The organism is Planctomicrobium limosum (assembly GCF_051465645.1).
Lineage (GTDB): Bacteria > Planctomycetota > Planctomycetia > Planctomycetales > Planctomycetaceae > Planctomicrobium.
On sequence record NZ_CP195790.1, the window covers coordinates 4,538,693 to 4,563,445 of the forward strand.

At 52.9% G+C, this 24,753-nt stretch carries 19 protein-coding genes and 1 tRNA gene; 11 read left to right on the forward strand and 9 right to left on the reverse strand.

Annotation, left to right across the window (positions count from 1 at the left end; genetic code table 11):
- Nucleotides 1–2: 2 nt before the first annotated feature.
- The 7 genes from SH527x_RS17250 to SH527x_RS17280 form a co-directional block, all read right to left on the reverse strand.
- A complete protein-coding gene (locus SH527x_RS17250) occupies nt 3–1,565 on the reverse strand; it encodes a hypothetical protein (RefSeq protein ID WP_437191923.1) in 1,563 nt (520 codons plus the stop codon).
- Nucleotides 1,566–4,034 (reverse strand): ABC transporter substrate-binding protein, encoded by a 2,469-nt coding sequence (locus SH527x_RS17255; protein ID WP_437191924.1) that lies wholly within the window; start codon nt 4,032–4,034, stop codon nt 1,566–1,568.
- 15 nt (nt 4,035–4,049) lie between these two features.
- Nucleotides 4,050–7,499, reverse strand: coding sequence for an outer membrane protein assembly factor BamB family protein (locus tag SH527x_RS17260; RefSeq protein WP_437191925.1), 3,450 nt, complete (start codon nt 7,497–7,499; stop codon nt 4,050–4,052).
- A gap of 65 nt (nt 7,500–7,564) precedes the next feature.
- Nucleotides 7,565–8,215: an ExbD/TolR family protein gene (locus SH527x_RS17265; RefSeq protein ID WP_437191926.1), complete on the reverse strand. Its 651-nt coding sequence runs from the start codon at nt 8,213–8,215 to the stop codon at nt 7,565–7,567.
- Nucleotides 8,216–8,375: 160 nt separating this feature from the next.
- A complete protein-coding gene (locus SH527x_RS17270; protein ID WP_437191927.1) occupies nt 8,376–8,813 on the reverse strand; it encodes an ExbD/TolR family protein in 438 nt (145 codons plus the stop codon).
- Nucleotides 8,814–8,876: 63 nt separating this feature from the next.
- On the reverse strand, nt 8,877–9,515 hold the full coding sequence (locus tag SH527x_RS17275; RefSeq protein ID WP_437191928.1) for a MotA/TolQ/ExbB proton channel family protein: 639 nt from the start codon (nt 9,513–9,515) through the stop codon (nt 8,877–8,879).
- 119 nt (nt 9,516–9,634) lie between these two features.
- On the reverse strand, nt 9,635–10,603 hold the full coding sequence (locus SH527x_RS17280) for a hypothetical protein (RefSeq protein ID WP_437191929.1): 969 nt from the start codon (nt 10,601–10,603) through the stop codon (nt 9,635–9,637).
- Between the two features lie 183 nt (nt 10,604–10,786).
- On the opposite strand from SH527x_RS17280, the gene SH527x_RS17285 reads away from it, so the two are divergent.
- The 3 genes from SH527x_RS17285 (at nt 10,787) to SH527x_RS17295 (ending at nt 14,228) form a co-directional block, all read left to right on the forward strand.
- Nucleotides 10,787–11,782, forward strand: a complete 996-nt coding sequence (locus SH527x_RS17285) for a D-alanine--D-alanine ligase family protein (protein ID WP_437191930.1) — start codon at nt 10,787–10,789, stop codon at nt 11,780–11,782.
- Nucleotides 11,783–11,883: 101 nt separating this feature from the next.
- Nucleotides 11,884–13,101, forward strand: a complete 1,218-nt coding sequence (locus tag SH527x_RS17290; RefSeq protein ID WP_437191931.1) for a GIY-YIG nuclease family protein — start codon at nt 11,884–11,886, stop codon at nt 13,099–13,101.
- A gap of 158 nt (nt 13,102–13,259) precedes the next feature.
- Entirely contained in the window at nt 13,260–14,228 is a 969-nt protein-coding gene (locus tag SH527x_RS17295; protein WP_437191932.1) for a C-terminal binding protein, read from the forward strand.
- A 206-nt stretch (nt 14,229–14,434) separates the two neighbouring features.
- On the opposite strand, the gene SH527x_RS17300 is transcribed toward SH527x_RS17295, so the two are convergent.
- Both SH527x_RS17300 and SH527x_RS17305 read right to left on the reverse strand, forming a co-directional pair.
- Complete coding sequence (locus SH527x_RS17300; protein WP_437191933.1) at nt 14,435–14,959, reverse strand: hypothetical protein; 525 nt, start codon at nt 14,957–14,959, stop codon at nt 14,435–14,437.
- Nucleotides 14,960–15,080: 121 nt separating this feature from the next.
- Nucleotides 15,081–16,073 (reverse strand): site-2 protease family protein, encoded by a 993-nt coding sequence (locus SH527x_RS17305; protein WP_437191934.1) that lies wholly within the window; start codon nt 16,071–16,073, stop codon nt 15,081–15,083.
- Nucleotides 16,074–16,737: 664 nt separating this feature from the next.
- Here SH527x_RS17305 and SH527x_RS17310 point away from each other — a divergent pair.
- The 8 genes from SH527x_RS17310 (at nt 16,738) to SH527x_RS17345 (ending at nt 24,753) form a co-directional block, all read left to right on the forward strand.
- Nucleotides 16,738–17,664, forward strand: a complete 927-nt coding sequence (locus SH527x_RS17310) for a helix-turn-helix domain-containing protein (RefSeq protein WP_437191935.1) — start codon at nt 16,738–16,740, stop codon at nt 17,662–17,664.
- Between the two features lie 180 nt (nt 17,665–17,844).
- Nucleotides 17,845–17,917: transfer RNA gene (locus tag SH527x_RS17315), tRNA-Gly, on the forward strand.
- Between the two features lie 169 nt (nt 17,918–18,086).
- A complete protein-coding gene (tig, locus tag SH527x_RS17320) occupies nt 18,087–19,580 on the forward strand; it encodes a trigger factor (protein ID WP_437191936.1) in 1,494 nt (497 codons plus the stop codon).
- Nucleotides 19,581–19,831: 251 nt separating this feature from the next.
- The gene (gene trpC, locus SH527x_RS17325; RefSeq protein WP_437191937.1) at nt 19,832–20,623 is read left to right on the forward strand and encodes an indole-3-glycerol phosphate synthase TrpC; all 792 of its coding nucleotides are present in this window, start codon (nt 19,832–19,834) and stop codon (nt 20,621–20,623) included.
- A gap of 113 nt (nt 20,624–20,736) precedes the next feature.
- The gene (locus tag SH527x_RS17330) at nt 20,737–21,342 is read left to right on the forward strand and encodes a phosphoesterase (RefSeq protein WP_437191938.1); all 606 of its coding nucleotides are present in this window, start codon (nt 20,737–20,739) and stop codon (nt 21,340–21,342) included.
- Nucleotides 21,343–21,435: 93 nt separating this feature from the next.
- On the forward strand, nt 21,436–22,071 hold the full coding sequence (locus SH527x_RS17335) for a type III secretion system chaperone (protein WP_437191939.1): 636 nt from the start codon (nt 21,436–21,438) through the stop codon (nt 22,069–22,071).
- Between the two features lie 363 nt (nt 22,072–22,434).
- Entirely contained in the window at nt 22,435–23,496 is a 1,062-nt protein-coding gene (locus SH527x_RS17340; protein ID WP_437191940.1) for a beta-ketoacyl-ACP synthase III, read from the forward strand.
- A 153-nt stretch (nt 23,497–23,649) separates the two neighbouring features.
- Nucleotides 23,650–24,753 carry a hypothetical protein gene (locus tag SH527x_RS17345; protein ID WP_437191941.1) on the forward strand — a complete coding sequence of 368 codons (1,104 nt, stop codon included), beginning with the start codon at nt 23,650–23,652 and terminating at the stop codon, nt 24,751–24,753.

Genomic DNA, 24,753 nt, shown 5'->3' on the forward strand with positions numbered 1-24,753 from the left:
GGCTACATTGAACGCTTCTCAAAGAGCTTGCGTTCTGACGTGACGTTTGTTTTGAGATCGTTCAGTCGAGTGTGGTCCAGGTGCTTCTGCGCGGAAACACGAATCGCTTCGCATAGCCTTTCGATACGGATCTCAGCAACGCGGTCATTTGCCTGTTGTGCTGCGAAAACCGAATTGAGTTGCAGCTTTTCAATCTTTGCCAGGAACGCCTGTTGGCTGGGAAGCTGATCGAGTTCGGTGAGCAGTGAATCCACTTTGGTCCATCGCTCCTGATCCGCTGCCGTGCGAATTCTTGCCATGACAATTTCTCGTGTTGCCACGAGGTCCAGCAATTCACTCTCCATAATGGCGATTTCGCCTTCCACTGCAAGTCTTGCACTGTCATCAGGAACATCAAGTTCCAGTCTGGGAACAATGCCAGCAACAATCGGAACTTTTGCCAGTACGGAGTTCCCACTGAAGACTGTCAGCTGTTTGAGCGGATGTTCCGGATCGCCTGTCAGTACTAGACTTCCTTCTCGGCTCGTCAGCAATGGAACAGGTGCGGCTGTTGCTGGCGTTTCCGTGGTTGTGTTGCTTTCAGTGTGAGTTGCTGCTGATTCAGATTCTGGGGTGGATTCGACTTTCGCGGCGGAGACATGCGGGATGTCAATGAGTTCGCAACGCGTCGCGGCGAGAGGGTTCTGCTTCTTTCCCCGAGGGATAATTGTCACAACGGTTTTGAGTGGCAATGGGCGTTCACGTAGTGCCCAGGCGGAAACTCGGCGACTGGGATTGGGGAAGGGGGATCGGAACGTTGAATGCAATTTGCACTGCGCTCTTGCCCGGTCAGTCGATTCAATTTGCAGGTACGTCCATGGGATCTGTTGGATCGCGACGAGTTCCTGTCGGCGATTGAGGACGCGTAGAAATGGGAGCAAGATGTCCCCGTGATTAATAGTGGATGCAATCAATTGATGCGAAGGAAATTCTCCTGCCTGGATCACTCCTTCTATCTCGCCATTGGGGCGAACTTGAATTTCCAGCAACGGGCGAAATGCCTGAGTGACCGCTGTGGCCATTTCGTTGATGAATTCACGTTCATCATGGCACTCGGCACGATAGACCGCTCCATATGTCTGAGAGAGTTGATCCCATTCTCGACAGGTGATTAACTGCGATCCGGCATGATTCGAGACCGAGACGCAGATCGTTTTGTCGCTGTTCGCAATATGCCAGTCTGGGGCGGAGGCTGTACGAGTGGGAGCCATCAATGCTTCACTCGTGATTGAGGAGGACGCCAGATGAATGTCCGTTTTCCAGCTGCCGCTGTGCCATGACGCCAGCAGTTGTTTGCAGTCGGTGGCCCAGCCTTCAAGTGTGGTGTTTGCGATGGCCGAGGGACCAGGTGCAGAGAGGACGACAGCAACCTGATAAGGCCGCAGACTGAGCGGCGCAGGTTGCTCGGCGACAGGTGATTTTCCCGTCGCAGGTGGTTGTCCCGGACACTGGCCAGCGTGGGCAAACAGGAATGTGAACAGGAGGCCGCAGCAGATGACTGTGCTCGAATTGAAGGAGTTTCGCATTTATGGAAGCTCCTTCGCATACCAAGCATCCTGAGTCCAGTCGTCGATGTTCTGAAGACTGTGGACAGGCTGCTGCGAGAACCCGCGAATGTTCTTACGGACAATGAGGAACTGATCAACTTCCCAAAGTGGAATGAGCGTCGTGTTGGTCACAAGTAATCGGTTCAGGTCTTTCAGCGAATTCGTGATGACGGAAGGGGAGCCTGCTCGGTCGAGTTGAATCAATCGTTGCTTGATCCAGTCTGGGTAGGAATCAAGTCCGGCAATTGTGCTCGTCTGATCTGGGGCGAGAAACGGCCAGAGTTCCAATGCCGGTTCTGGCATCTGAATGGTGCGATAAGCGATGTCCCACGACTCTGGAGGGGAACTGTCTGCGTGGACGACGTGAATCGTCAGGCCGATCTGCCGCCAGCTCCGAGCAATTTCTTCAGCGGCTTCATTCGCGACGACCCCGGGGGCGACAACCATCGTCAATGCTGGCAGCTTTCCTTCCAGCTTGTGTCGGGCGGCGAGTGCCATTGCGAACCCGGCGGAGATATCGAATCGGCGAGGGGAGACCTCGTTGTTGCGCCCAGGGTGACTTGCAAAATACGGTGTCGAGACCAGTCGACCGTTGGGGGACTGAGAGTCTCTGAGGACGAAATCATTCAGGATGCGTTGTCGATCGATGGCAAATGCTAATGCGTTTCGTAGCTCCACTGTTTTCAAGGGGATGCTGTTCGGGTTGAACTGGAGCAGGTGTGTGACTGGTTGCTGCATCTGCTGAATGAAGAACTGACGGTTGAAGAGATCCTCTCGCTGTAAACGTCTGAGGAGGACATCAGGGAGACCGGTTGTCATGTCGACTTCCCCTCGCTTTAACGCTTGTACCACCCGTTCTGGAGAATCGAATCGGCGAAGGACGATTTCGGCGATGTGGTACTGCTTCTGTTGCTCAGGTTCAGCGATCACTCGACGATAGGAGATCTCGCTTGGAACGCCGTCGTTCGTTGACTGTTCACCGCTGCTTCGTGTAGCGGAGATCCGTTCAATTACGCGGAACCCACCTGGGAGTTGAGACCCGTCACTGTTGTCGGCGCTGGTTGCCGTGTCAGGAAATGCAATGCTTGCCAGCAACGGTTCGACGCGTGCAGGAACCCGACGGAAGTGGAGCGTTAATTGAGTTGGGGAATGAATTTCGACTCCCTCAAGAAAGCTGGCCAGACGTTCGTCGTAGGTAGGGGAGTTCGGTTCAATCTGTGCGTGAATCAGCTGGGCGATTTCATGTGCCGTTACCGTTCTCAATGATTCATGAGGCTGAGGAAACTGACGCATCGTCAATACCCATCGCCGTCCAAGGAATCGCGGTTCCCAGTCATCAAAGAGTCTGGTGCGGTAGTACGCGACGCCATCTTTTAAACGGTCAATTTCGAATAAAGAAAGTCGTGTAATGTGCTGGAACTGCTTGTCAGCAAGTGTGGGGAAGGGGTAGGCACGACTTTCGCCGGGGAGTTCGGTTACGCCAAATTCGAGTTGCTGATCCCGTTCAACGTGGCGTTTGAAGGGGGCTACGAGTGTGTTGAGAGGAGGCCAGCGTTGGACTGATTGTTTGGCCAGTTGTGTCGCTTTGCGGAAGTCCTGATCTGCGGCGGCGCGATCCGCTTCACTCATGAGTGCGGACGCTTGCTCGCTGAGTTGCTTCTCGAATCGCTGAAAGACGGGATCGGAAGGGAACTTTTTCTGCAGCTGATTGAGGAAGTATTGTGCTCGAATGAACTGCCCATCTTTGATTGCCGTCTCTGCCAGTCGCTGGACGGCTGTGCCCATGTTTGCCTGCAGTTCAGGGAACCGTGGATTGCGGTCAAAGAGTTCATTGAACAGACGGAATGCCGGTTCAGGTTGTCCGGCCTCCAGTTTTTGTCGGGCGTCCAGAAACAGGAACTTCTGGCTTGTTGAATCGACGCCGGGCCAGTTTGGTCGTTCCCGCTGGAGTCTTGAAAGGAGTTCGTATGCCACCGGGAGCTGGTTCTCGGTGAAGAGGAGTTCGATACGCCGTAAGACCAGTTCTTCATGATGAATGACTGAACGTATCTGTCTGATCGGCAAGCTGAACTCGCGCCGGTCGGTCTCGTCAGGGAGCGTGACAACAACTGTGCTGAGATCCTCGATCTCGCGAGTGACACGATCCTTGGCTTCACCAGCAAGTCGAATGCGTTCAATCTCCTTTGCTGCAACCGCCTCCTTTCGCTCCTGGATCGGAAAGGGACGAGGTTGAATCAGATGGACTTTCAACACGTCCTCATTCAACAGCACGATCCAGTCGATGGGCGTTTCGTTGAGCAATGCTTCGGCTGAAGGGACTTCCATGTCTCGCAATTTCGTCAGCACTTGCGGGACAGCATCATCGGCATACAGGCAAGGGGCGAGCCAGACCCAGATCACCAGCACGATCTGCAGAGGAAGAACGAGTTGTCGACGCGGGGATTGCATGTGAGTTTGATGGACTTACTTTACTCGAATTAACGTACCGTCGTCTGTGACCACAATGGGCGATCCGTCGATCAGAAGAGGACTGCCGGTCAGCCGATTTCCAGTATCGATCTGTCTTGTCACCGTTCCATCTTTTGATTGCACGAACAAAACGTGTCCATCCTGCAGGGCAATGATCAGTTCATTATCGAGAGCTGTCACGCCCGCCACGGAGGTCTGATTCAACGGGATCGACCATTGCGTCGGAAGCCCATTCTCTGGTTTCAAGGCATGTAGTTGACGCTGGTTTTCTTCGACCAGAACCAATGACAACGCAATTACAGGCGGTCCGGTGATCGCATCGTTGAATGTTCGCTCTCCGACCGCGGCAAGGTGCTCTGCGCTGAAAAGCGAAAGCGTCTTGTCTTGTCGTGCGACTGCGATCAGTTTGTTCCCTGCCGCGAGAGGCAACTGGACTTCGTTGTTGAGTTGTATCTGCTGTGAACTGGAAAGAGTCGGTTGTCCGTTGGAGTTGATTGACAACTGGAATAATTGGCCGGAGGACAGGATTGCCGCGGCAAAGTCTTCTGAAAGCGGCAGAACCGTGACCCATTTCGAGTCGGAAGTTTGGGGAAGTAAGAACTCCTGAACCGCGTTGGCACCAGGCAACGGGATCGCGATGATCTTCCCCTGCAGTGGAATAAGGACATGTTTCCCCAGTAGAGCCGGTGAGGTTTGTGGTGCAGAGGGGAGTGAGTGAGTCGCTTCAATCTGACCAGAGGAATTGATGAGCCAGAGTTTCGGCTCGCTTCCTCCGCAGGTCACGGCGATTCGCTGAGGGGAAAGAGTTGTCGCCAGGAGTGGCGTTGCGAGTGTATTCGGCAACGGGAGTCTGGAAACTGCCTGTGTGTTAAAGCGTTCCTTCAGCTCTGCCTGCAACGATGTGCGGAAGATAATTCCGTTATCGTTCACGCCGATAAAGTTTGAGTTGTTCAAGTTCAATGCAAGGAGCTTTCCACCAAGGACTGTTTGCCAATCGCTGGTCAACTCGTTTTGTTCAGTACGCGTGACGATGGCAGCAGCGGCGAAAGGACGGCGTCTGGTGTGAAACAATTGATTCCCGACAAAGAGCAGCGGTTGCGTGGCAATGCCTTGAGAAACTGCATCGGAATTCGCCTGTAAAACGGTGGCGGTCAACTGCAGTCGTTGCAGTGCTCCAGTTGCCATCCAGAGCTGACGATCAGGTCCGGCTCGCAGGAAGATGGGGCTCGCGATTTCGTTCTTTCCTGCCAGAATCGGCCCCGGCGTGAGCGGTGGCTGGCCTGCATCATCCGAGATTGTGAACGTACTGACTCGTTCTCCGGAGGAAGGGACGAACAGGTCCTGCCCACGTAAAACAGGTGGATCGATGACACGTCCCTGAACTGTTTTCTGCGCAATTTCTTTGATGTGCGTCGTGTTTCCAGTTGGGGGTGTCGATGAATTCTGAAGCAAGTGCAGAGTCGATTGAGTGCTTCCATTTTCGATCACCAGGAAATAGCTGGCCATCGCAATTAAGGGAGCCTGAATCGAACCCTGAGAGTGTCCGAGGTCAAAGACTTCTGTGCATTTCAGTGGATTTAACGAGAGAAGATAAAGCGTCTCTTCCAGCCCGGAGACGAGTAGAGAATCACTGGATTCGAGTTGAACAAGACCACTGAGTGGCTGAGAGAATTGCAGGCATTGTGTGACCTCGCCGGAATCGAGATCGACAACCCGAAGTAACCGGTCGGCTGTCGTGATGAACAGGGAGTTGTTCGACAGCAGCGGTCTGGCCGTTGGGCGTGCTTTCAACGGAAGTCGCCATTGAAGTTGACCTGACTGCGGATGCAGGCAGACTAACTCCTGATGATTGCTGTCAAAGAGCAGCGTGTGGTTTCCAGCAGGCGAATTCAACGGAAAGAATGGGGTGTTCGGACCAATGACCCGACGCCAGAGCGGCTGACCTGTCACCAACTCCACGCCATAACAGCAATTCTGAACGACCACGGGAATTGTGCGGTTGGCAGGGACTTCATCAAGACGCTGGCGACTCTGGAAAACAAACGAGACGACCTCTATTGGCCACGGGTGATCTGTTGTTTCTGGAGATGTTGGCGAATCGACGGAGACGACATGCTGAACTTCGGTTTCCAGCATCTTCTGTAACTGCGACGCCAGTCGTTTGTCGTCTTTCAATTCAGGATAGCGAACAAGTAACTGGCGACGGAGTTGCAGCGCAGAGATGGCATTTTTCTCTGTTAACGCTGCATCAATTTGCGTCGTCAGGTCTCGATAAATACCGTCCTTCAAAATGATGGACTCGGCTTTTCTTGCGGCAGTGTCAATCTGGATCAACGACTCGGCCGCCGGGACGTCTTTCGGGGTATATGTCGTCACCAGCTGTCTTGCTTGAGCAGAAATTTCCAGCAGGCCGCGATCGACCCGAACTCCTGCTGCGTTGGCTGCTCCCAGGGCAATGGTTCTTGCGTATTGCCAGATGTCCGCGTGAAGCGTTTCGAAGCCGGTGCGATCACGCTGTTGGGCGATGAAGTCCTGAAGGGCTTTCAAACCTTCAGAGTATTGCGTGGCACTTCCTTCGATGTGCTGGCGAATGCGTGATGCTCCGAGCCAGCGTTTCGCATCGTTTGTTAAATTGGATTTCGGGTGGCGTTCCAAAAAGCGATCGAACGCCTCCAGGCTGCCACGATAGTTCCCCTCATCATAGAGCTGCTTTGCCGCGTCAAATGCCTGTTGAGTCGTCTGGCGATTTCCAATGGAGTAGAAAATGATGCCAGCGATAAACAGTGTGAATGCGAGTCCCCCCAATCCCAGAACAAGTGGCGAGCGGACAATATCCTCTTCGCCCGGACGGACCCGTTGTGAATTCAATGCTTCGCGTAATCGTGGTGAAAGTCGATCATTCTCTGATGGCGATGCTTTCGCCGTGCCGCCTGTTGTGTTGGAGGCGGCGCCTGCTGCTGTCCCTGACGGAGTGCTGGTCGCAATTGGGCTCACGGCTGCCGGGATCTCTTCAACGATTTCGACGACTTCAATAACGTCTTCAGGTTGCGACCTTGAGCGCTTTGATCGAGCTGGCTTTGGACCTGTTGACGCGTTTCCGGCAGAAGACTCAATACTGACTTGTTTGATTGCGTCAGCAGGTTTGGACTCAGGCGTTTCATTGTCGATGAAGTAGAGATCGACAGTTCCGAATCGCAACAGGTCTCCGTGTTTCAGCTGGCTGCGCTGCACCTCAACGCCATTGACATCCAATGGGCTCTGCATCGCAGAGACCGCTTCAAACCCGGTTTTCCCCCAACTGATTCGGCAATGCATGACATCGACCGTAGGGTCATCAATGATGATGTCATTCGAGGAATGGCGACCGATCGTGACTGGGAACTGCTTGCTCAGTTCTCGTCGTTCATTCTGCCCGTCAAGATGAAAGATGTTCAGGAATGGCATTGATACATCTGGTGAGGAGGTCGTTCCGAGTAAACTCTTTGGGAAGTGAAGTGGGTTTGAATTGTTTAATTCGCTGCCGTGGATGTCCGACGAATACGTTGCATTTCCACTGACAGACCGGCGTCCATGACTGTTACGACCGTTCCATGTTTTGCCTGAGGATGTGCCTCAATAACCATATCGCGTGTGTTCCGCGTCTGAATCTGTGCTGTTAGCACATCACGCAAATCACTGATGCCGGAAACCTGGACCTGATCGACGGTGATGATGTCGTTTTCATCAATCTGCACAACAATCGAATCGTTCTGTGGCTCGTCGGAGGATTCCACACGGCCGATTCCGTCTCCCTCGGCTTCCGGCGGAGTTGTTTCCAGTGATTTCTGCGTCGCGAATGAGGCAGTGATCATGAAGAAGATGAGCAGCAGCATCACAACGTCGACCATCGGCGTCATGTCCATCGGCTGGTGTGGAAGCTGGCTGCGCTTCAGCTCGAATCCTTCGTCGTCTTCGTCTTCATCCTCGTCATGATCCACTGATGAAAACGATGCTGTCGGTTTTGGCCGATTCGTGAGCCAGTTCTTGTCTTCTCCAACGACCAACCCATGAGCGGACTCCGTGGTGCTCGTGGATTGTGCGGGAGGAGCCGACTGAAATCCAACCGCTTCCGATTCGACGGGCACCAGAGTTCGCTGGACGCACTGGGGGCATGTCACCATTTCACCAGATTTTCGCTGGGAGATGCTGAGGAATTGTCCGCAGTGGGTACAGTGAAACTGAATCGGCATGAAACACTCAGGAGACCTGCGTTGAGATTGGTTCGCTTATAAAAGATGAAGTTGTTGATTCAGAATCTTCTGATGGGGAAGTGCTGTCAGGTTAATCCGGCCGGTCGATCACTCCGAGATAGAACTTGAGATCGGGATCGACCTCGGCAATGACTTTGGAAACCTCTTCGACAAACCCAGAGGGAATGTTTCGATCGGCCTTGATGATGACGTTCGTCCGTCCTTCATTGATTCCCGTTCTGATAAAACTTCTCAGCGAGTCGTAGTCGACAGGGCCATTTTCCTGACGTCCACTGGAGAGGTAGATTTCCGGGGAGTCATCCGTTTGATAGACGTTGATAACCAGAGACTGATCGACCGCGATCTCTTTTCCGTGTTTTGCAGCCGGAACCTGTAATGTGCTCGATTCCTGCAGCTTGGATGTGATCATGAAGAAAATGAGCAACAACATCACAATGTCGATCATTGCGGTGATGTTGATTTCATCATCCTCTTCAGGAGGATCACGATGTCGTTTGCTGCTAAACACGTATAGCAAGTTCTCTTGTTAATGACCGTTATTTGATAAGTGCAATGATAATAAGTGTGAATGTTATTTTATCGCTTTGTCGAAGTGGTACAGGAACTCGCTGAGTTGTTCCTGAACGCTGTCTGTCAGTTTGCTTTTTCTGACATGCACAGCGGCCGCGACGACTGACATGGAAACCGCAATAAACAGCCCGAGCGCTGTGGCGTACAGTGCGATACTGATTTTCTCGGCAAGCAGTAAAGCATCCACTCCGCCGGTGTTTCCTGCGAGGGTGGCAAAGGCCCGAATCATTCCGGTCGTCGTCCCGAGAAGTCCCAGCATCGGAGCGACTTTGACGATTGTTAAAATCCAGGCCGCCCGATAATCGAGATCGGCGATGACGTCACGTTCGTATTTTTCCCCCAGAAGTTGTCTGAGCTTGTTAATTCCGCGATCACGGTAAGCGAGTGCGACAAGAATGAGTTGCGGTGTCGCCTTACTCCAATAAGGAGGGGAATCGCATATGTCAGCGATTCCATCGAAGTCTCGCTGTTCGAGTCGGGATTGAATCGAGTCCAGAAAGTCTTTGGCTTTTTTGGGACTGGAAAATGACTTCTGAGCGATCTTGCGGTAGATCAGGATTGCACAGAACGTTCCGTATAACCCGGCGAGAACCTGCATGCCATAAATGGCCGGTTCAGCCACTTCCATCAACCATTCCATTGATGTCGCTCTTCTCTTGCGGATCTCACTGAAGTCGGATGTTCCGGCGGCGAAAGTCTACTTTTGCAAACAGAGGGCCGAATTTACGCCACAAATGTTCAACGCTTTGGATTCTGAATTTACCGTCGAATGTCGGTCTGGCGAATGACTGAAAATTCGAAGCCTGATCCTTTGGGGACAACGCCGAAATACGTGCGTTGAATCTCGATCGGCTTCCGCCCTGCAAAGTTGATTTCCTGTTGAAGCAACATTTGTTCAGTCTGCTGGGGATAAAAATGAAAAATTAACGCGTTGGATGCGTCAATATTTGCTTTCTTGAACAGGTTCAAATCCGCTTCTTTACGCGAACCTCCCTGCCATGTCATGTATAAACGCGACTCCTGGCCACCTGTCATCACTGTTCGTGCGTCCGGAACAGAATTTTTTAACTGTTTCAGGTAGATCAGCTTCCCGTCCGGAAACAGAGCTCCGAGTTCGATCCCGAAAAAGTCGAGCTGGTTTGCATAATGATCGAGAGAAACTTCGTCTGCGAAGCGAATGAACCAGCGCTGGTCGTTTGGAATGCCTCCGCCGCCTGGCCCCGGCCCATTTCCCAGTCCGCGGCGACGTCCAGTTCCAATGGAACTCCCCGGCTGCCCCCCGGCACCACTGGTTTCGCCCGTCTGACTCATGAGCGTGTCGTTGGCCTGGCGTGCTCCAAATTCGGCCACAGCAGCGACGGAGTCGGAGGCTTGCATCTGCAGTACTTCGACGGAACTGTCGACGGAAACCTCGTTGACCTGAGCATCAACAGGGGAAGCATCATCGCTCGGGTCAGCCGGAGAATCGACCTGAAGAGATTCACCGGGTATTCCGTCCGGAACACCGCCTCGACCTGTCATCATTTCCAGAGGGACGAGAATCTCTGGTCGTGGCGGACGAGATGAAGACCACCAGCTGAAAACGACTGCGACGACAATTCCGAGACCCAGTACAACGGCAATCATGCCTGCACTGATTCTGTCATACGGATTGACTCGCATTTGCGGTGGACGAATCGATCGTCCCTGCGGAGCGGGTCGAACAGGTGGAGTTTGCGGACTGGGCATGAACTGCCGTATCCGTTAGGTGTGACCGTGAGAATTGTGCGACGCAACCTGATGCTATTCCTCACCACCGGGAGAGTCAAACGAGCCTGTATGATCGGTGCCGCCGCCACTGCGGAGAAATCATTGATTCGCGGGCGTGTGAAGTTGCGATGAAGGGGAGGCAAATCTTCACTTGGAGAGATTATGGCTGTTTCCCGGCCGGCTCCGTGGTCAAATATCGCGCATTTTTCACGTGTGGCTGTGCTCGCTGGCGGAACTTCCGCTGAACGCGACATCAGTTTGCAGTCGGGGTGCAATGTCGTTCAGGCATTGCGTCAATCCGGTCTGCATGTGGAAGAAATCGATCCACGGGACGAGTCGTTCGAAGCGGCTGAGTTGCAGCAATTCGATCTGATCTTTCTTGCACTTCACGGACTCGCACCTCACGCAGTCTGCGGGAAAGAAGGCCGGATTCAGAAACAGCTCGATCAGTCAGGGATTGCTTATACCGGAAGCAATGCCGCTGCATCGGCTCGCTCGTTCCATACGCTCGATGCCAAGAGACGATTTCTTTCTTCACGTTTGCCGACCCCGGAGTATGCACTGGTGTCGCAATCGGTCACGTTAAGTGCCGCTGCGACTCTCGGAAACTTCGTTGGGTATCCGTTGGTGGTGAAACCTGAAACGCAATGTTCCAGTCTTGGAGCTTCCTTAGTGCGTTCACCTGCGGAACTCGGGCCAGCCATTGATCGAGCTCGTCAGTTTCATCAATGCGTTTTCCTGGAACGGGTCATTACCGGCGAGAAATGGACGATTCCAGTGCTTGATGAAATGGCCCTTCCGCCACTTCGCATCACGTCATTGGATTCGTCCATTCCGGCCGGCAGTGATCAAAACGAATCGACCCAGTACGACAGCGTCTGCGATCGTGATCACCTGTTGGTTTCACGCTCGCAGCAACTGGCAGTGAAGGCCGTGAGGGCCCTGGGCTGTCGTGGGTTGTCTTGTGTCGAAATCCAGCTTGACGAAGGTGGTCAGCCATGGTTGCTGCAAGTCGACACGACTCCTGATCTGGCACCTGGGAGTATTGTTTCCCGGTCATCCGCAGCGATGGGCTGGTCCATGTCACGTCTCTGCCTGGAAATCATGGCATCGGTGCGAACGAATCATTCGCAGCTGGATCGCCTGCGTGCGTCATAGCTCTGGAAGATGAGGGGCGTGGGCGTGCGTGCGAGACACATGTGGTCGAGGAACCTGTAATTCAGTAGACTCCCTGTAGGCAGAATTTCAGGGAGGAACTTGTGGCGAAACGCCGTGGACGAATTGCGAATACAGAGCAACTGCCGCGGCTGTTTCCGGTCAGTCGATATGCCTCGTTACTCAGTGAGACTCATGTTGTTCCACTGACTGGCAATCGACGCGAGATCCGCCAGCTGCTGCGTGACCGTTGCCCGGATCAGCCCGGCGTGTATGGACTTGTCGATTCGTCGAATCAGTTGGTCTATGTCGGCATGTCACGTTCGTTGCGGCGACGTGTGCAATTCTATTTCGGAAACTCGACTCGACGACGAAAAGAATCCCGGTTGGGACGTCGGGCTCAGTCTTTAATCTGGCAGCCAGCTGCGCATACTCTGGTCGCGGCATTGCGTGAGCGGGAACTCATTCAGTCGGTGAGGCCCATCTATAATCTGCAGGGACGCCCCAGTCGCATTCTCTGGGGATACGTTGTCCAGACAGGCGATCCTGCTCCGACGTTCTCACTCCAGCGTGAAATTCCCAAATCACATGATGGAGTCTGGGGACCTGTTCCGTTGACCTCATTTCAGCGTTCAACGGTCGAGCAGTTGAACTTCCAGTTTCAGTTGCGTGACTGTCCTTCAACGACGCCGTTTCCGTTTTCCAGAACAAAGTCCACGGCGTCATCGGAAGTCTCGCCTGCATTCTCTCCCTGCTTGCGTGCCGATCTGAAAACGTGTCTTGCTCCATGTATCGGAAGCTGCTCAAAACGTGCCTATGACAGCGCAGTGAAGACCGCCAGACAATTCCTCGATGGGAATTCAGAGCCCTGTTTCGACTCGCTGACAGGCGCGATGAAAACGGCTGCAGCGGCTCATCAATTTGAACGAGCGGCGATGCTGCGGGACCGGTTACAGGCGTTTCGTAATATTGATCAAGTTCTGAAACGCTTCCATTCCTGGTCGAGTCGGGCGAATTTTGTTTACCCGATCGAGTCTCAACTCGATGGAAAGACCTGGTGGATGGTCTTCAGCCGAGGCGTATTCGTTGAAGCCGTTCCGGTTCCACGAGACGCAGCCGGAAAGAAACAGATGCTGCAGTTACTGGATCGGCTCATTGATTCCAGTAACGGAAAGTCGGCCCCGAGAACCTTGACCACTGCACACGAATTTTCTGCTTCTCGGCTGCTGCATCGCTGGTTTCGCCTGCACTCTGACCAGCAACGACTCCTGATTTCCCTGACCAGAGCCCGGGCGAGATGCCGGAGACGAGGTAAGGCTTGATTCCGTTTGAACAATTGGAAGCGACGGGGAAGGGATTGGGTTGTTGGCGAACTGATTTGTATTACGTTATTTTGGAGGGAGCGGTCCCGATCAGGGAATGCTTCCCGGCTTGAAATTTCCGTTGTTTATTCCGTTCATCGTTCAATCTGAGCGTCTCCATGGCGAACCATCGCGTCCTGATTACTGATCATCCTTGGCCCGGCGGGATCGAAATTGAGCAGCGCTTGTTGAAGCCATACGGCGTGGAAATCGTGGATGCGCCGGATGGTGACGAAGCGACTCTGATGCGTCTGGCCGAAGATGTCGACGCCATTGCAACGTGTTGGGCGAAAGTCACTCCGAAGGTCATTGAGGCCGCCAAAAATTGTCGGATTATCTGCCGGATGGGAATCGGCCTCGACAATATCCATATCCCGACGGCAACAGAGAAGGGGATTCTCGTTACGAATATCCCTGACTATTGCGTTGAGGAAGTTGCAGACCATGCACTCGGGCTGCTGCTGGGTGTCATTCGCAATATCGGCTTCTTTCATCTCCGAACGAAGCGCGAGGAATACAACCTGCGAGCTGGCCCGACGATGCACCGGTTGCGTGGACGTACGCTCGGGTTGATCGGGTTTGGACGGACGGCTCAGGCTCTGTATGTCCGTGCAAAAGCGATGGGATTAGAGGTCGTTGCCACATCTCCGTCGCTCAATGATTACGAGACAGGGTGTCGGATGGTGACGCTCGATGAATTGCTGGAGACATCAGACTATGTGTCTCTGCATGCTCCGTTAACAGACGAAAATTATCATCTGCTGAATGCGGAAACACTGGCTAAGGCGAAGCCGGGCGTGGTGGTTGTCAACACGTCTCGCGGACCATTGATTGATACCGCCGCTCTGTGGGACTCCATTCAAAGTGGTCAGGTATCCGGGGCAGGGCTGGATGTGTTTCAGCCAGAACCGCCTGATTTGAAAGATCCGATTTACGGTGATGAACGAGTGATTGTCACACCGCACGCGGCGTTTGTGTCAGAAGAATCATTGATTGAAATGCGAGAACGCGTTTCACATCAGATCGCCGCGACGCTCGTTGGAGAAGTTCCAGAAAACGTCCGGAATCCAGAAGTGCTCGGACGATAGAGCGGTTCTGGAACTGGTATAGCGTGACAGTCACGCGGCATTCAGATTTTCTCCTATCGAGAAAGCTGCTGCGCGGCCACAAGATAGACCGATACGGTCTTGAGCGGTTGAAAACTCGAAAACGTCGCGTGTCGTTGTGAACGATCGCGACGTTTTTTTGTGGATCGATAGCCGTTTGCGAGTGTGATTGAGCCGATCCTGCCGCGTTAACTTCTCTTTCGGAGAAACAACAGCGCGATTGCCGAGAACGCGATAACGGATGTGATTCCGCCGATTCCGCCAGCGAGCGTGGAGCGTGTGGCAATTCCCCGACTGGCGCCCTCTCCGCGAATAGCGACTTTGGGTTCGCGTGTCAGGTTGCCGTAGTTGCGGATTTTGGTGTCCCAGATCGGTCGAAAGCGTTCGAGGTCGACATCGGAAAAGGTCGTCTCAAGCTTTCGGAAAGTTTCAAGATCTTCCACGTCAAACTGGATCAGGACTCGTGTTTTGTCATCCGGGACGGGCCCGATTTCCAATTCATGGACGAGTGGGTCTGTGCGCAACTTCTCGATGTCGGCGATGTGCTTTTCTCGAAAGTCCTTCACGTCCTGCTCGGCCAGCCGCAATTCGCGGTTAAGAAGGAGTGCATACCCTCCCTGAAAGCCGGCGTATCCAGCGACGCTTGAGAAAATCAGAGCCACGATGAATGGCCAGAACTTATTTGGAAGCGAATTTTTCTGAGTTCCGGTCACTCTTTCCTCGATACGAATCGGCGTGATCTCTCAATGCAACAGGGGCAACGACATCAACTGTCGGCGGGGCAATTTATCACTCCTCGCCCAAAACAGGTAGTCGAGGCGGATTGAGTTTGGGTCACTCTTTCCCATGGCTGCGATAGCGATCACTGGCTCGTTGGAGGAAGCGACGCTCTGCGTCTGTGAGCGAGTTCATTCCGCTCTGATGAACCTTATCCAGCAATTCATCGACTCGCTGTTCCGTCTCGACACGCAGCAGATGTTCTTTTTCCTGCTTCTTTCGAGCTCTCTGCAGACGCCAACGTTCAAAGAAACCAGGCTGCCGAGGCTCGCGATCTGTGCGACCTTCCAGACTGGTGTACCCCTGCGAGAAGTCATAGCCCATAAAGGAGTCGTCGAGTGTTCTGGAAATTTGCGTGGCGAAATGCTCGTGCATCCCCAGCATCATCAGGAACGATGCGAGCAGGATCAGGTCGATCGATTTCAGGAATGCGCCTGCCAGCGTCAGAAGAATGCAGAGCACCATCCCAACCCAAAGGGTTCCTGATTTGGCGGTCTGACGTTCCCAGCTGAGCTTGGCAATGTGATACGCCATCTGCCCACCATCAAGTGGATAAATAGGCAGAAGGTTAAGGACAAGCAGCTTGAAGTTAATAGAAAATGTTAAGAGGAGCAGGGCCTGTGGAAGGTTTGTTTGCAGGCTGACTGCAGGTAGTGCCAGCAGTGAAAAACAGTCCCAGAATTGAGGGCTGCCCAGCATTGCAGGAAGGCAGCAGAGACAGATGACCAGGTTTGCTAACGGACCACTGAGAACAGTCCAGAACTCTGAGTAAAAATTCGGAGCAGGAGTGACTGAAGCGAGTCCCCCGAGAGGCCAGATGAGGATCTCATGCCCGGAGCCACCGGTTCTTCTGGCTGCGAAAATGTGGCCAAATTCGTGGAAAATCAGGGCCACAAACAGTAAGCCTGTGACAAGCAGGCCGAGTTGAAGTCCCAAGTTGGCGCAGAAGAGGAGTGCCAGCAGTGGGAACAGAATACTCACTCGAACATCGGTCTGAAAATACGTTCCGACCGGTACGCTTAGCCAGAGTGGATTCTGACGAATGTCCATGGGCTCAGTGGGTTCTGGAGTGAATGCTAAATCATAATTCAGGTGAAGAATGTCACATATCTGGCAATTAGCAGTTGACAGTCAGTTCAAATTCCAATCAGACCAATGTTCAACTTGAGAAGAAGAGTGACTTAAATCATCTCAAGTCGTTGTCTCGTGCTTAATGAGCCTCGCTGAAATTAAAGGCGACAGTTCAAGTCGTTTCGCACTGGACATTGCGACGTGAGCGGAAAGACTTGAGATGAGCTTTCGATTGCAGGGAAGCATCATTGTCATCATCAATCCTAACACTCAGGAAAACGAGAGACAATTCCCATCTTGTCTGGGAAATATCGAGTTTCTTCTGAACGGAGTGGAACCGGTATGACTGTCGTGACCAAACGTCATGGGTGTCTCGCGGCTGGTACTGCTCTTCTAAGAATGAGTTCGTTCCACTTGGCGTAATTCGAGTTGGGAAATTATGGATTTTTTGCCAGTTCGGGGAATAATCGATTGTGGCGGGGTGAGAGTTGCGGCACGCTGATAGCTGGAATATAAGCCAGTGAAGGCCGTTTGAGATGTCGCTGCTGTGAGCTGTGGGGCACCCAAAGGTATTGAGGGAAATGGCTTATTGCCGGACCTGCATCGAGTGAAGATTCTCGCAAGATAGCGCGAATAAATTGCCATGAAACCTGCGTTTGAACAATTGCTTCCACCACCGGGTCAGTCATTTCGGTGTTTCAATCGCGAAACTCTGGCGATTGCACCACGCTGGCACTGTCATCCTGAAATCGAGCTGACGTATGTCGAGCGGGGCTCCGGGATTCGGGTCGTCGGCGACAACATCACGGACTACCACGATCAGGATCTAGTCTTGCTGGGGGCAAATCTCCCGCATACTTGGCAGTCTGGGCAGTTTCAGGGGCAAAAAATTGACCAGCACCCTGCGGTCGTGATCCAATTTCGGCAGGAGTTCTTAGGGGACTGTTTCTTTGCTGTTCCTGAGTTTCATGCCGTTCGATCCATGCTTGAAAAGTCGACACGTGGTCTGCGGTTCTCGACGGATGTCGCCGTTCGAGTTGGTCGGCGACTAAATGAATTACTTGAGGCCGCTCCAGCAGTTCGGCTGGTGCAGTTGATTGACTGTCTCCGTGAACTTGCAGAAGGAGAGGAGCCTGTCCCGCTCGCGAGTGTTGGCTTCTCGACGTCACTCTCCCCGCAAACAGACAGTCGGGTGCAGCGTATTTGCTCCTTTATCGCAGCAAATTACCGCGACGCTGACCTGACGCATCAGGTGTTGGCCGATCATGCAGGAATGAACGCGTCGGCGTTCAGTCGTTTTTTCCGCGAATCCACCGGAAAAACGGCGATGAACTACATTGCTGAAATGCGGGTCAGCCTCGCGTGTCGCCTGTTGATTGAAACTGACATGGCGATTACGGAGATCTATCATCAAGCCGGATTTGCAAATACATCGAATTTCAACCGGCAGTTCCATCGCTTCCGAGAAATGTCGGCCAGAGAGTATCGAAAGCTTCATCGATCGGTCGCAGGCGAGAAATTTTCCGATTTTGAGGCAGAAGAGGTCGAAGTTGCTTCAGTAGATGCTTGAAAACAGGGGAGATCGGTGATGCGATGGCTGGTTTAATCTCTTGTTGAGGCGGGGGTTCCGGAGAGATTTTAAAAACTCTTGAAGACTACCCCCAGCCATCGCTTGACTGAACCTGAAAGGTGAACATAGACTCTGCACCTCCCCGCGGCGTCACGGCGATTTGCGGGAGAAATCTTGACTGCGGGTGTAGCTCAATTGGCAGAGCGCCACGTTGCCATCGTGGAGGCTGAGGGTTCGAGTCCCTTCACCCGCTTTTGGTGAATTTATCGTCAGTTGGACTCCGGTTCACTGGACAGTCGGCGGGTGAAGCCTGGCGGACTGGAAAACTGATTCCAAATCAGGCTTTCAACTTAAAAGCCCTTCATGGCCGGCCCGTGATCCTGAGTGGTCGCTGGCCGATTGTTGTTTGGGGGGGAGAAAAAATGGCAGCTGAAGACATCACATCGGACGTTGAAAATTCCGCAACCGGCGAGAATCCTTCCCGGATGGCTTTGGATGTAAAGATCGAAGACATCGGACCATGCAAAAAGCATGTTCGTGTCAGCGTTCCGCGTGCCTCGATCGACGACACCTTTTCTCTGATCCTGAAGGACTACACCGTTCGCGCTGCCGTTCCTGGCTTCCGCGTTGGTCACGTTCCTCCAGATCTGGTGAAAAAACGATTCAAATCAGAACTTTCTGAGCAAGTCAAGCAGCGCGTTCTGATGGCGAGCCTTGAGCAGCTCGGCGATGAATCTGAACTCGAGCCAATCAACGAGCCAAATCTGGACCTCGAATCAATCGAGATTCCGGAAACAGGTGACTTCGAATACGAATTCGACGTCGAAGTTCGCCCGCAGTTTGATCTCCCCAAATACAAAGGGTTGAAGATCGACCGTCCGGCTCGTGACGTTGAAGACAACGACGTTGACGCTTACCTCGGCCGCTTCCTGGAGCAATACGGACAACTCGTCCCGGTTGAAGCTCCAGCTCAGTCTGGCGACTACGTCACCGTTAATATTGAAATTACCCAGAACGGCCAGCCTGTTACCAAGATTGAAGACGAAAGCATCCGCGTTCGTTCAAAGCTGCGGTTCCAGGATGCTGAACTGGACGGCTTCGACAAGTTCATGGAAGGTGCAGTTGCTGGGGATTCCCGCGAAACTGACCTGACCGTGTCGATGGAAGCAGACGCGATTGAACTGCGTGGCGAAGTTGTCCATGCAATCTTCACTGTTCTGGACGTCAAACGTCTGGAAACACCAACTCTGGATGAAGAATTCCTTCTCCGAATTGGCGCGAGCTCAGAAGAAAATCTGCGTTCTCAGGTTAAGGGAATGCTTGATCGTCAGGTCAAGTACGAACAGCGTCAATCATGCCGTCGTCAGGTTCTTGAGCAGATCACCGAATCTGCGAACTGGGAACTCCCGGAAGACCTCGTCAGCAAGCAGGTTGAAAACGCTCTTCGCCGTGAAATCCTGGAAATGCAACAGGCCGGGTTCACCTCAAAGGAAATTCTGGCTCGTGAAAACGAACTGCGTCAGCGTTCGTTGAGCATGACTCGCCAGAACCTGAAAGAGCACTTCGTTCTCGATCGTCTGGCTGAAGAAGAGAAGATCGAAGTCACCAGCGAAGACATCAATGCCGAAATCGGCATGATGGCTATCTCCCGTGGCGAAAACCCACGTCGCGTTCGTGCTCGTATGTTCAAATCGGGCATGATCGAGAACCTCGAAGCTCAGATTCGTGAGCGTAAAGCTGTTGACGTCATCCTCGACAATGCCGAGTTCGTTGACGTGGCGATGCCAAACGCTGTTGAATCTGAAGTTGAAGCGGTCAATCACTCCGTTTGCGGCAAAGCATCGGTTGAAGTCGACGGTGATGATCACGGCCACGACCATGATCACGACCACCACGGTCATGATCACGATCACTAATCAATTGCCGGTTGCTTTGAGATGTGATTTCTCTTCATGAGTGTCACAGGCGAAGCGTACCGAGTATGAATATCCAGACCTCGCAGTGGTTTCACTGCGAGGTCTTTTCTTTTGGTGACGGCCGGGGATTGATTTCTCGAATCCGAAGCTCGAAACTGTGACTGCTTTGAGTTCCGAGGTTGTGGGTGATCTCGTTTGGAGTGGCCTTGAGATTTGTTGCCCCAGCGTCAGTAGTGGAAGAGGTCGGCGGAATGGCTAATGTCTTGGATCGGATCATTGAGCAGAAGCGGCTCGATATCGCGAATGCTCAGTCAAAGCGATCGCTGGACGAGTTGAAGTCTCTGGTGTCTGCAGCTCCGAAGCCTCGAAATTTTGTTGGTGCGCTGCTGGCGAAAAATCCCATGGGGTTAATTGCCGAGATTAAAAAGGCGTCTCCATCTGCCGGACTGATTCGGGCGGACTTCGACCCTGTCCAGATTGGGCAGATTTATGAAGACAATGGTGCTGCCTGTATTAGTGTGCTGACTGATGAGCACTTTTTTCAGGGGCACTTGAGCTTTCTGGAACAAGTTCGGGCGGCTGTTTCGATTCCAGTTCTGCGAAAAGATTTCATTATTGACCCTTATCAGGTCTGGGAAGCACGCGCGAGCGGCGCGGATTGCATACTTCTCATTGCGGAATGTCTGGATGATGAGGCGCTTCAGGGGCTTTATCAGTTGGCTGCTGAACTGGGAATGCAGTCTCTTGTGGAAGTGTATGACCCGGAAAATGTGGAGCGGGTTCTGAAATTGAATCCACCAATGATCGGGGTCAATAATCGTGACCTCAGGTCGTTTGTGACGGATCTTCAACATACGGTGCGATTGCGTCAGGCGATCCCGGATGATGTGCTCGTCATCGGGGAGAGTGGCATTCACACCAACGCTGATGTGCAGATGCTGCAGGCGGCGGGTGTGCATGGAATTCTGGTGGGTGAATCGTTGATGCGATCACCTGATATTGCTTCGCGCGTTCGAGATTTGCTTGGCGCTGGTCGGTCGTAAACGAAAACGCATCCTTGGGTGTGTTGCGAGTTTTGTTTTGACTGGGAAGTTCAGGGGATCGAAGCAGATCTTGGGATAAGCCCGGTTTCTTTTACTATTACGAAGGATCTCCAGTGAGTCAGTCATCTGCTCCTGTTGAACACGTTCTTGTTGTCCCAACAAAGCTCTTTCATGAGTTAGGGCATTTTCAGGGCTACACAACAGACGTTCAGTTTTATCTGGACACCCTGCTTGATCCGAGCAACGTCAGTTACCGCCCTCGTAATGAAGTTGAGGACGATCCGAGCTTCAAGCAGTTCATTCCGTACTGCATTTTTCGACATGAAGGTAAGGTCTTTTACTACACCCGAGGTAAGGAACAGGGTGAAGGCCGGTTGCATGCCAAGCGGTCAATCGGGATCGGTGGACATATTTCCGCAGAAGACCAGTTTTCCGGCAGCTCGGTCTATCGCGTTGCGATGCAGCGTGAAATCGAAGAGGAAGTGCATCTGGATTCAGGGTTTACGGAGAATTGTGTCGCTCTGATCAATGATGACCTGACCGAGGTCGGCAAGGTGCATTTAGGAGTAGTTCACATTTTTGATCTGGATGCGCCCAAAGTTCTCCCACGGGAAAAGTCGATTATCAACACAGGATTCGAAGAACCGTCAAAATTGGTTCAGCAGCGTGATCAGTTTGAAACGTGGTCACAGATCTGTTTCGAATTCCTCACGAGATAATACAAGGTAGACGCAGCCGGTGTTTTGGGGCCCTTGCGGGGATTGCATGGGGAACACTCGTTTCGCTGCGGATAGACAAAGGAGTGTCGGTCGATGAAATTGTTCAATCGCATGCTGCTGGTTGGTGCCCTGGTCGGGGCGGGAAGTGTCGTTGTTCCTGCTGCTCCAGTTGTGGCACAAGAGCAGGCTGCTGCTGACAGGGTCTCGATCGAGCAGGTAACGGAAATGATTTCTGCTCTGGGGATTCAGGCACAACGCAAAGGAAATCGATGCGATTTTGCCTTCAATGCTCAGATGCAGGATCAGGAATGGGCACTGTCGATGTCGGTCGCTCTCAGCGAAGACGGACAGTCAGTCTGGTTGATTGCCTGGCTGGATGAACTTCCAAAGGCATCAAATGACGTTCCCCGTGGCGCTTTGCTGCGATTGCTGGCCAAGAACGATCAGCTCGGTGAAGGTAAGTTCTTCGCTTACATTCCCGGTAATCGTCGATTTGTCATGCAGCGATCGATTCAGAACACAGGTTTGACATCAGCCCGTCTTCGTCTGCTGTTGCAGGATTTGGGGACCAGCGTTGTTGATACTTACCCAATTTGGGCTGTGGTGAACTGGAGCCCAACCGGGATTCCAGCTGCACCTGTCTCAAGTCCAGGGGCTCCATCCACCAACGGGGCACCTGTTCAGACAGGGGTAAACGATTCCAAGTTTGAGCAACCGGTTCGCCGGTAATCGAAATCCCTGCCGAGGCTGGCGGGGATTCTACTGATGCAGAGAGATCTGCATTAAAAGTCGTCAGGCGGAGACTGCTCTGTTCTGATGCATCCGGGGGCGATACCCAGAGTTGGCAGCCGCATTGGTTTGACTTTGTTCTGATTACGGAACAGAGGAAAACCAGTGCGGCTGTTGCGTTGTTAGACCTGTCCAAAGAAACGTATTCGAAGGATTTTTTCAGAAAACGTGAAGTTGGCCCCTCGTCTGAGGAGTAACATGGCTGGAAGAATAGAAGAGCTGGCGGTATTCTGAGATTATCGCTTGAGGGGTCAGGCTGAAATTGAGTGGTTTCAGTTCGTTTGCCAGCAAGGAGTTATTGGCGTGGCCACAGCAGCCGATCACGCTCTCGTAAAACAGACCGACCCCGGTACGGAACGCACATTGTTTACCCGCCGGACCAGTTCGTTACTTGGTGTGCAGATTGCCGGAACCGGCTCTTATCTGCCGAATCGCGTCGTGACCAACGAGATGCTCAACGAGCAGTACGGTTGCGATGCGAACTGGATCGTTCAACGGACCGGAATTCTGGAACGCCGGCATGCTCCGCCAGAGATCGCGACCAGCGACATGTGCGTTGAAGCAGCCAGATCTGCAATTCGTTCTGCTGGAATCGATCCGCAACAGATTGATCTACTTGTTGTTGGGACATTCACGCCGGACTTTCATTGTCCGTCGACCGCCTGTCTCGTTCAGGACAAGTTGGGCTTGGATTGCCCAGCGTTTGATACCGTGGCCGCCTGTGCCGGGTTCATGTATTCCATGGTCACAGCGGCTCAGTATGTCGCAACCGGAAACGCCAAATGTGCTCTGGCGATCGGTGCCGATCTCAACAGTCGCATTGTGAACCCTCAGGACCAGCGGATTTATCCGTTGTTCGGAGACGGTGCTGGTGCTGTGTTGATTACGCGAGGAAACCCACATCAGGGTCTCGTCTGTTATCAGCTCGGATCGGATGGAAGCGGCGGACCGCTCCTGGATCGAAAAGCAGGCGGAACCAGAAACCCTCTTTCAGCGGAATCGTTGATTGCCGGTGAACACTTCATGACGATGGACGGTCGAAGTGTCTTCAAGTGGGCAGTCCGGATGCTGACGGATACGATCGAACTTGTTTTGCAGAAAAGCGGCAAGACGGTCGACGACGTTTCTTTGTTCCTGCTGCATCAGGCCAATATTCGCATTATTAATGCGGCTGCCGAACAGTTGGGGATTCCTGAAGAAAAGCTGTTCAACAATCTTCAGAAGTACGGCAATACATCTGCAGCATCGATTCCAATCGTTATTGATGAGGCCGTCCAGGCGGGACGACTGCAACGGGGTGATCTCGCTCTGTTGTGTGGGTTCGGAGGCGGACTGACTTGGGGAACTGGTTTGTTCCGCTGGTAGTCGTCCATTTCAAATATTGCGATCCAGCTTTCGGCGCCATCAGTGCCTTGCTTGTCCTTTCCGTGCTAGCGCGCTGAGCGTTTTCTTCGGTTGAGGGTGCTGGCTTCAGAGAGCCGGGCGGGTTCTTGTTCTCCTGGTCACATTAAGGGGCCGATGATGTCTGGGATTCAGCGTAAGGGAACCGCGCTTCAAAGGGGATTGAAGGGGCTGTTCTGTGTCCTCTTCGGATTTCTGGCGTACTGGCTGCTTGGCTATCTGATTGATGATCTGGGACGCGTGCGGGCTCCGGATTATTCTCAAATTGAGAAGCGTCTAATCGATCCAGAGTTGCGGAAGAAGAGCGAATCGCTGACGCAAAAAGCGACTGAGATCCAGAGCGAACTCTCTTCTCAGCAGCAACAGCAACAGAACCTGCGCGACAGTACAAGCAGCGCGCAGACGACAATGAATCAATTGCTCGCCTTTCAGAAGCTGAGCCTTGAAAAAGATGTCAAACCGACGGAGGAAGAGCAGCAGGCGCTGGCAGAAAGTCAAAAGGTCTTCCTTGCCAATCAAAAGCAGTATCAGAAGCTGACTGAAGAGATTGGTGTGCTTCAGCTGCAACTGACGAAAGTTCGGGAAGAGTCTCGCCAGCTCGATCAGTCGCTTGCGAGCGTGCGTGCCGGGGCAAACGAAGAATACGCAAAGCTCATACGGCGGCAGGAATTCTGGGAGGCAGCCGTCAAGTTGGGGATTCTGACACCCTTGCTGGTGGGTTCGCTCTGGCTGTTTTATCGAACACGCGGAAGCATTTACGTTCCGCTGTATGTCGCGTTTGCGGTCGCAGTCGCGTTCAAAGTCCTCTTCGTCATGCACGAATACTTCCCGAGTCGTGCGTTCAGGTATGTGCTGATTGTGACGTCGCTGATTGTCGTCACCAGAGCGTTGATCGCGCTGCTTCGGTCCATTGCAAAGCCTGGTGTTCAACTCCTGCTGAATCAGTATCGCGAGGCCTATGAGTACTTCGTGTGTCCCAACTGCAATTTTCCGATTCGTCGCGGGCCATTGAAATCCCTGTATTGGACCCGCAGGACGTTGAAGAAGTTGAGAATTGTTCCGACGGACTCAGGAACTGTGGAAAAGCCGTACTGTTGTCCTTCATGCAGCACTCAGCTGTTTGAAGAATGCAGCAATTGCCAGCAGGTTCGACATTCATTGCTGCCGACTTGCGAACACTGTGGAACAACCCGATCGCTCGAAGAGAATGCAGCTGTTTGA

Bases quoted from the DNA above. Each gene is read 5' to 3' on its own strand.
- SH527x_RS17250 (WP_437191923.1), bottom strand. From the start codon at position 1,565: ATGCGAAACTCCTTCAATTCGAGCACAGTCATCTGCTGCGGCCTCCTG.
- SH527x_RS17255 (WP_437191924.1), bottom strand. From the start codon at position 4,034: ATGCAATCCCCGCGTCGACAACTCGTTCTTCCTCTGCAGATCGTGCTG.
- SH527x_RS17260 (WP_437191925.1), bottom strand. From the start codon at position 7,499: ATGCCATTCCTGAACATCTTTCATCTTGACGGGCAGAATGAACGACGA.
- SH527x_RS17265 (WP_437191926.1), bottom strand. From the start codon at position 8,215: ATGGTGACATGCCCCCAGTGCGTCCAGCGAACTCTGGTGCCCGTCGAA.
- SH527x_RS17275 (WP_437191928.1), bottom strand. From the start codon at position 9,515: ATGGAATGGTTGATGGAAGTGGCTGAACCGGCCATTTATGGCATGCAG.
- SH527x_RS17280 (WP_437191929.1), bottom strand. From the start codon at position 10,603: ATGCCCAGTCCGCAAACTCCACCTGTTCGACCCGCTCCGCAGGGACGA.
- SH527x_RS17285 (WP_437191930.1), top strand. From the start codon at position 10,787: ATGGCTGTTTCCCGGCCGGCTCCGTGGTCAAATATCGCGCATTTTTCA.
- SH527x_RS17295 (WP_437191932.1), top strand. From the start codon at position 13,260: ATGGCGAACCATCGCGTCCTGATTACTGATCATCCTTGGCCCGGCGGG.
- SH527x_RS17305 (WP_437191934.1), bottom strand. From the start codon at position 16,073: ATGGACATTCGTCAGAATCCACTCTGGCTAAGCGTACCGGTCGGAACG.
- SH527x_RS17310 (WP_437191935.1), top strand. From the start codon at position 16,738: ATGAAACCTGCGTTTGAACAATTGCTTCCACCACCGGGTCAGTCATTT.
- tig (WP_437191936.1), top strand. From the start codon at position 18,087: ATGGCAGCTGAAGACATCACATCGGACGTTGAAAATTCCGCAACCGGC.
- trpC (WP_437191937.1), top strand. From the start codon at position 19,832: ATGGCTAATGTCTTGGATCGGATCATTGAGCAGAAGCGGCTCGATATC.
- SH527x_RS17335 (WP_437191939.1), top strand. From the start codon at position 21,436: ATGAAATTGTTCAATCGCATGCTGCTGGTTGGTGCCCTGGTCGGGGCG.
- SH527x_RS17345 (WP_437191941.1), top strand. From the start codon at position 23,650: ATGATGTCTGGGATTCAGCGTAAGGGAACCGCGCTTCAAAGGGGATTG.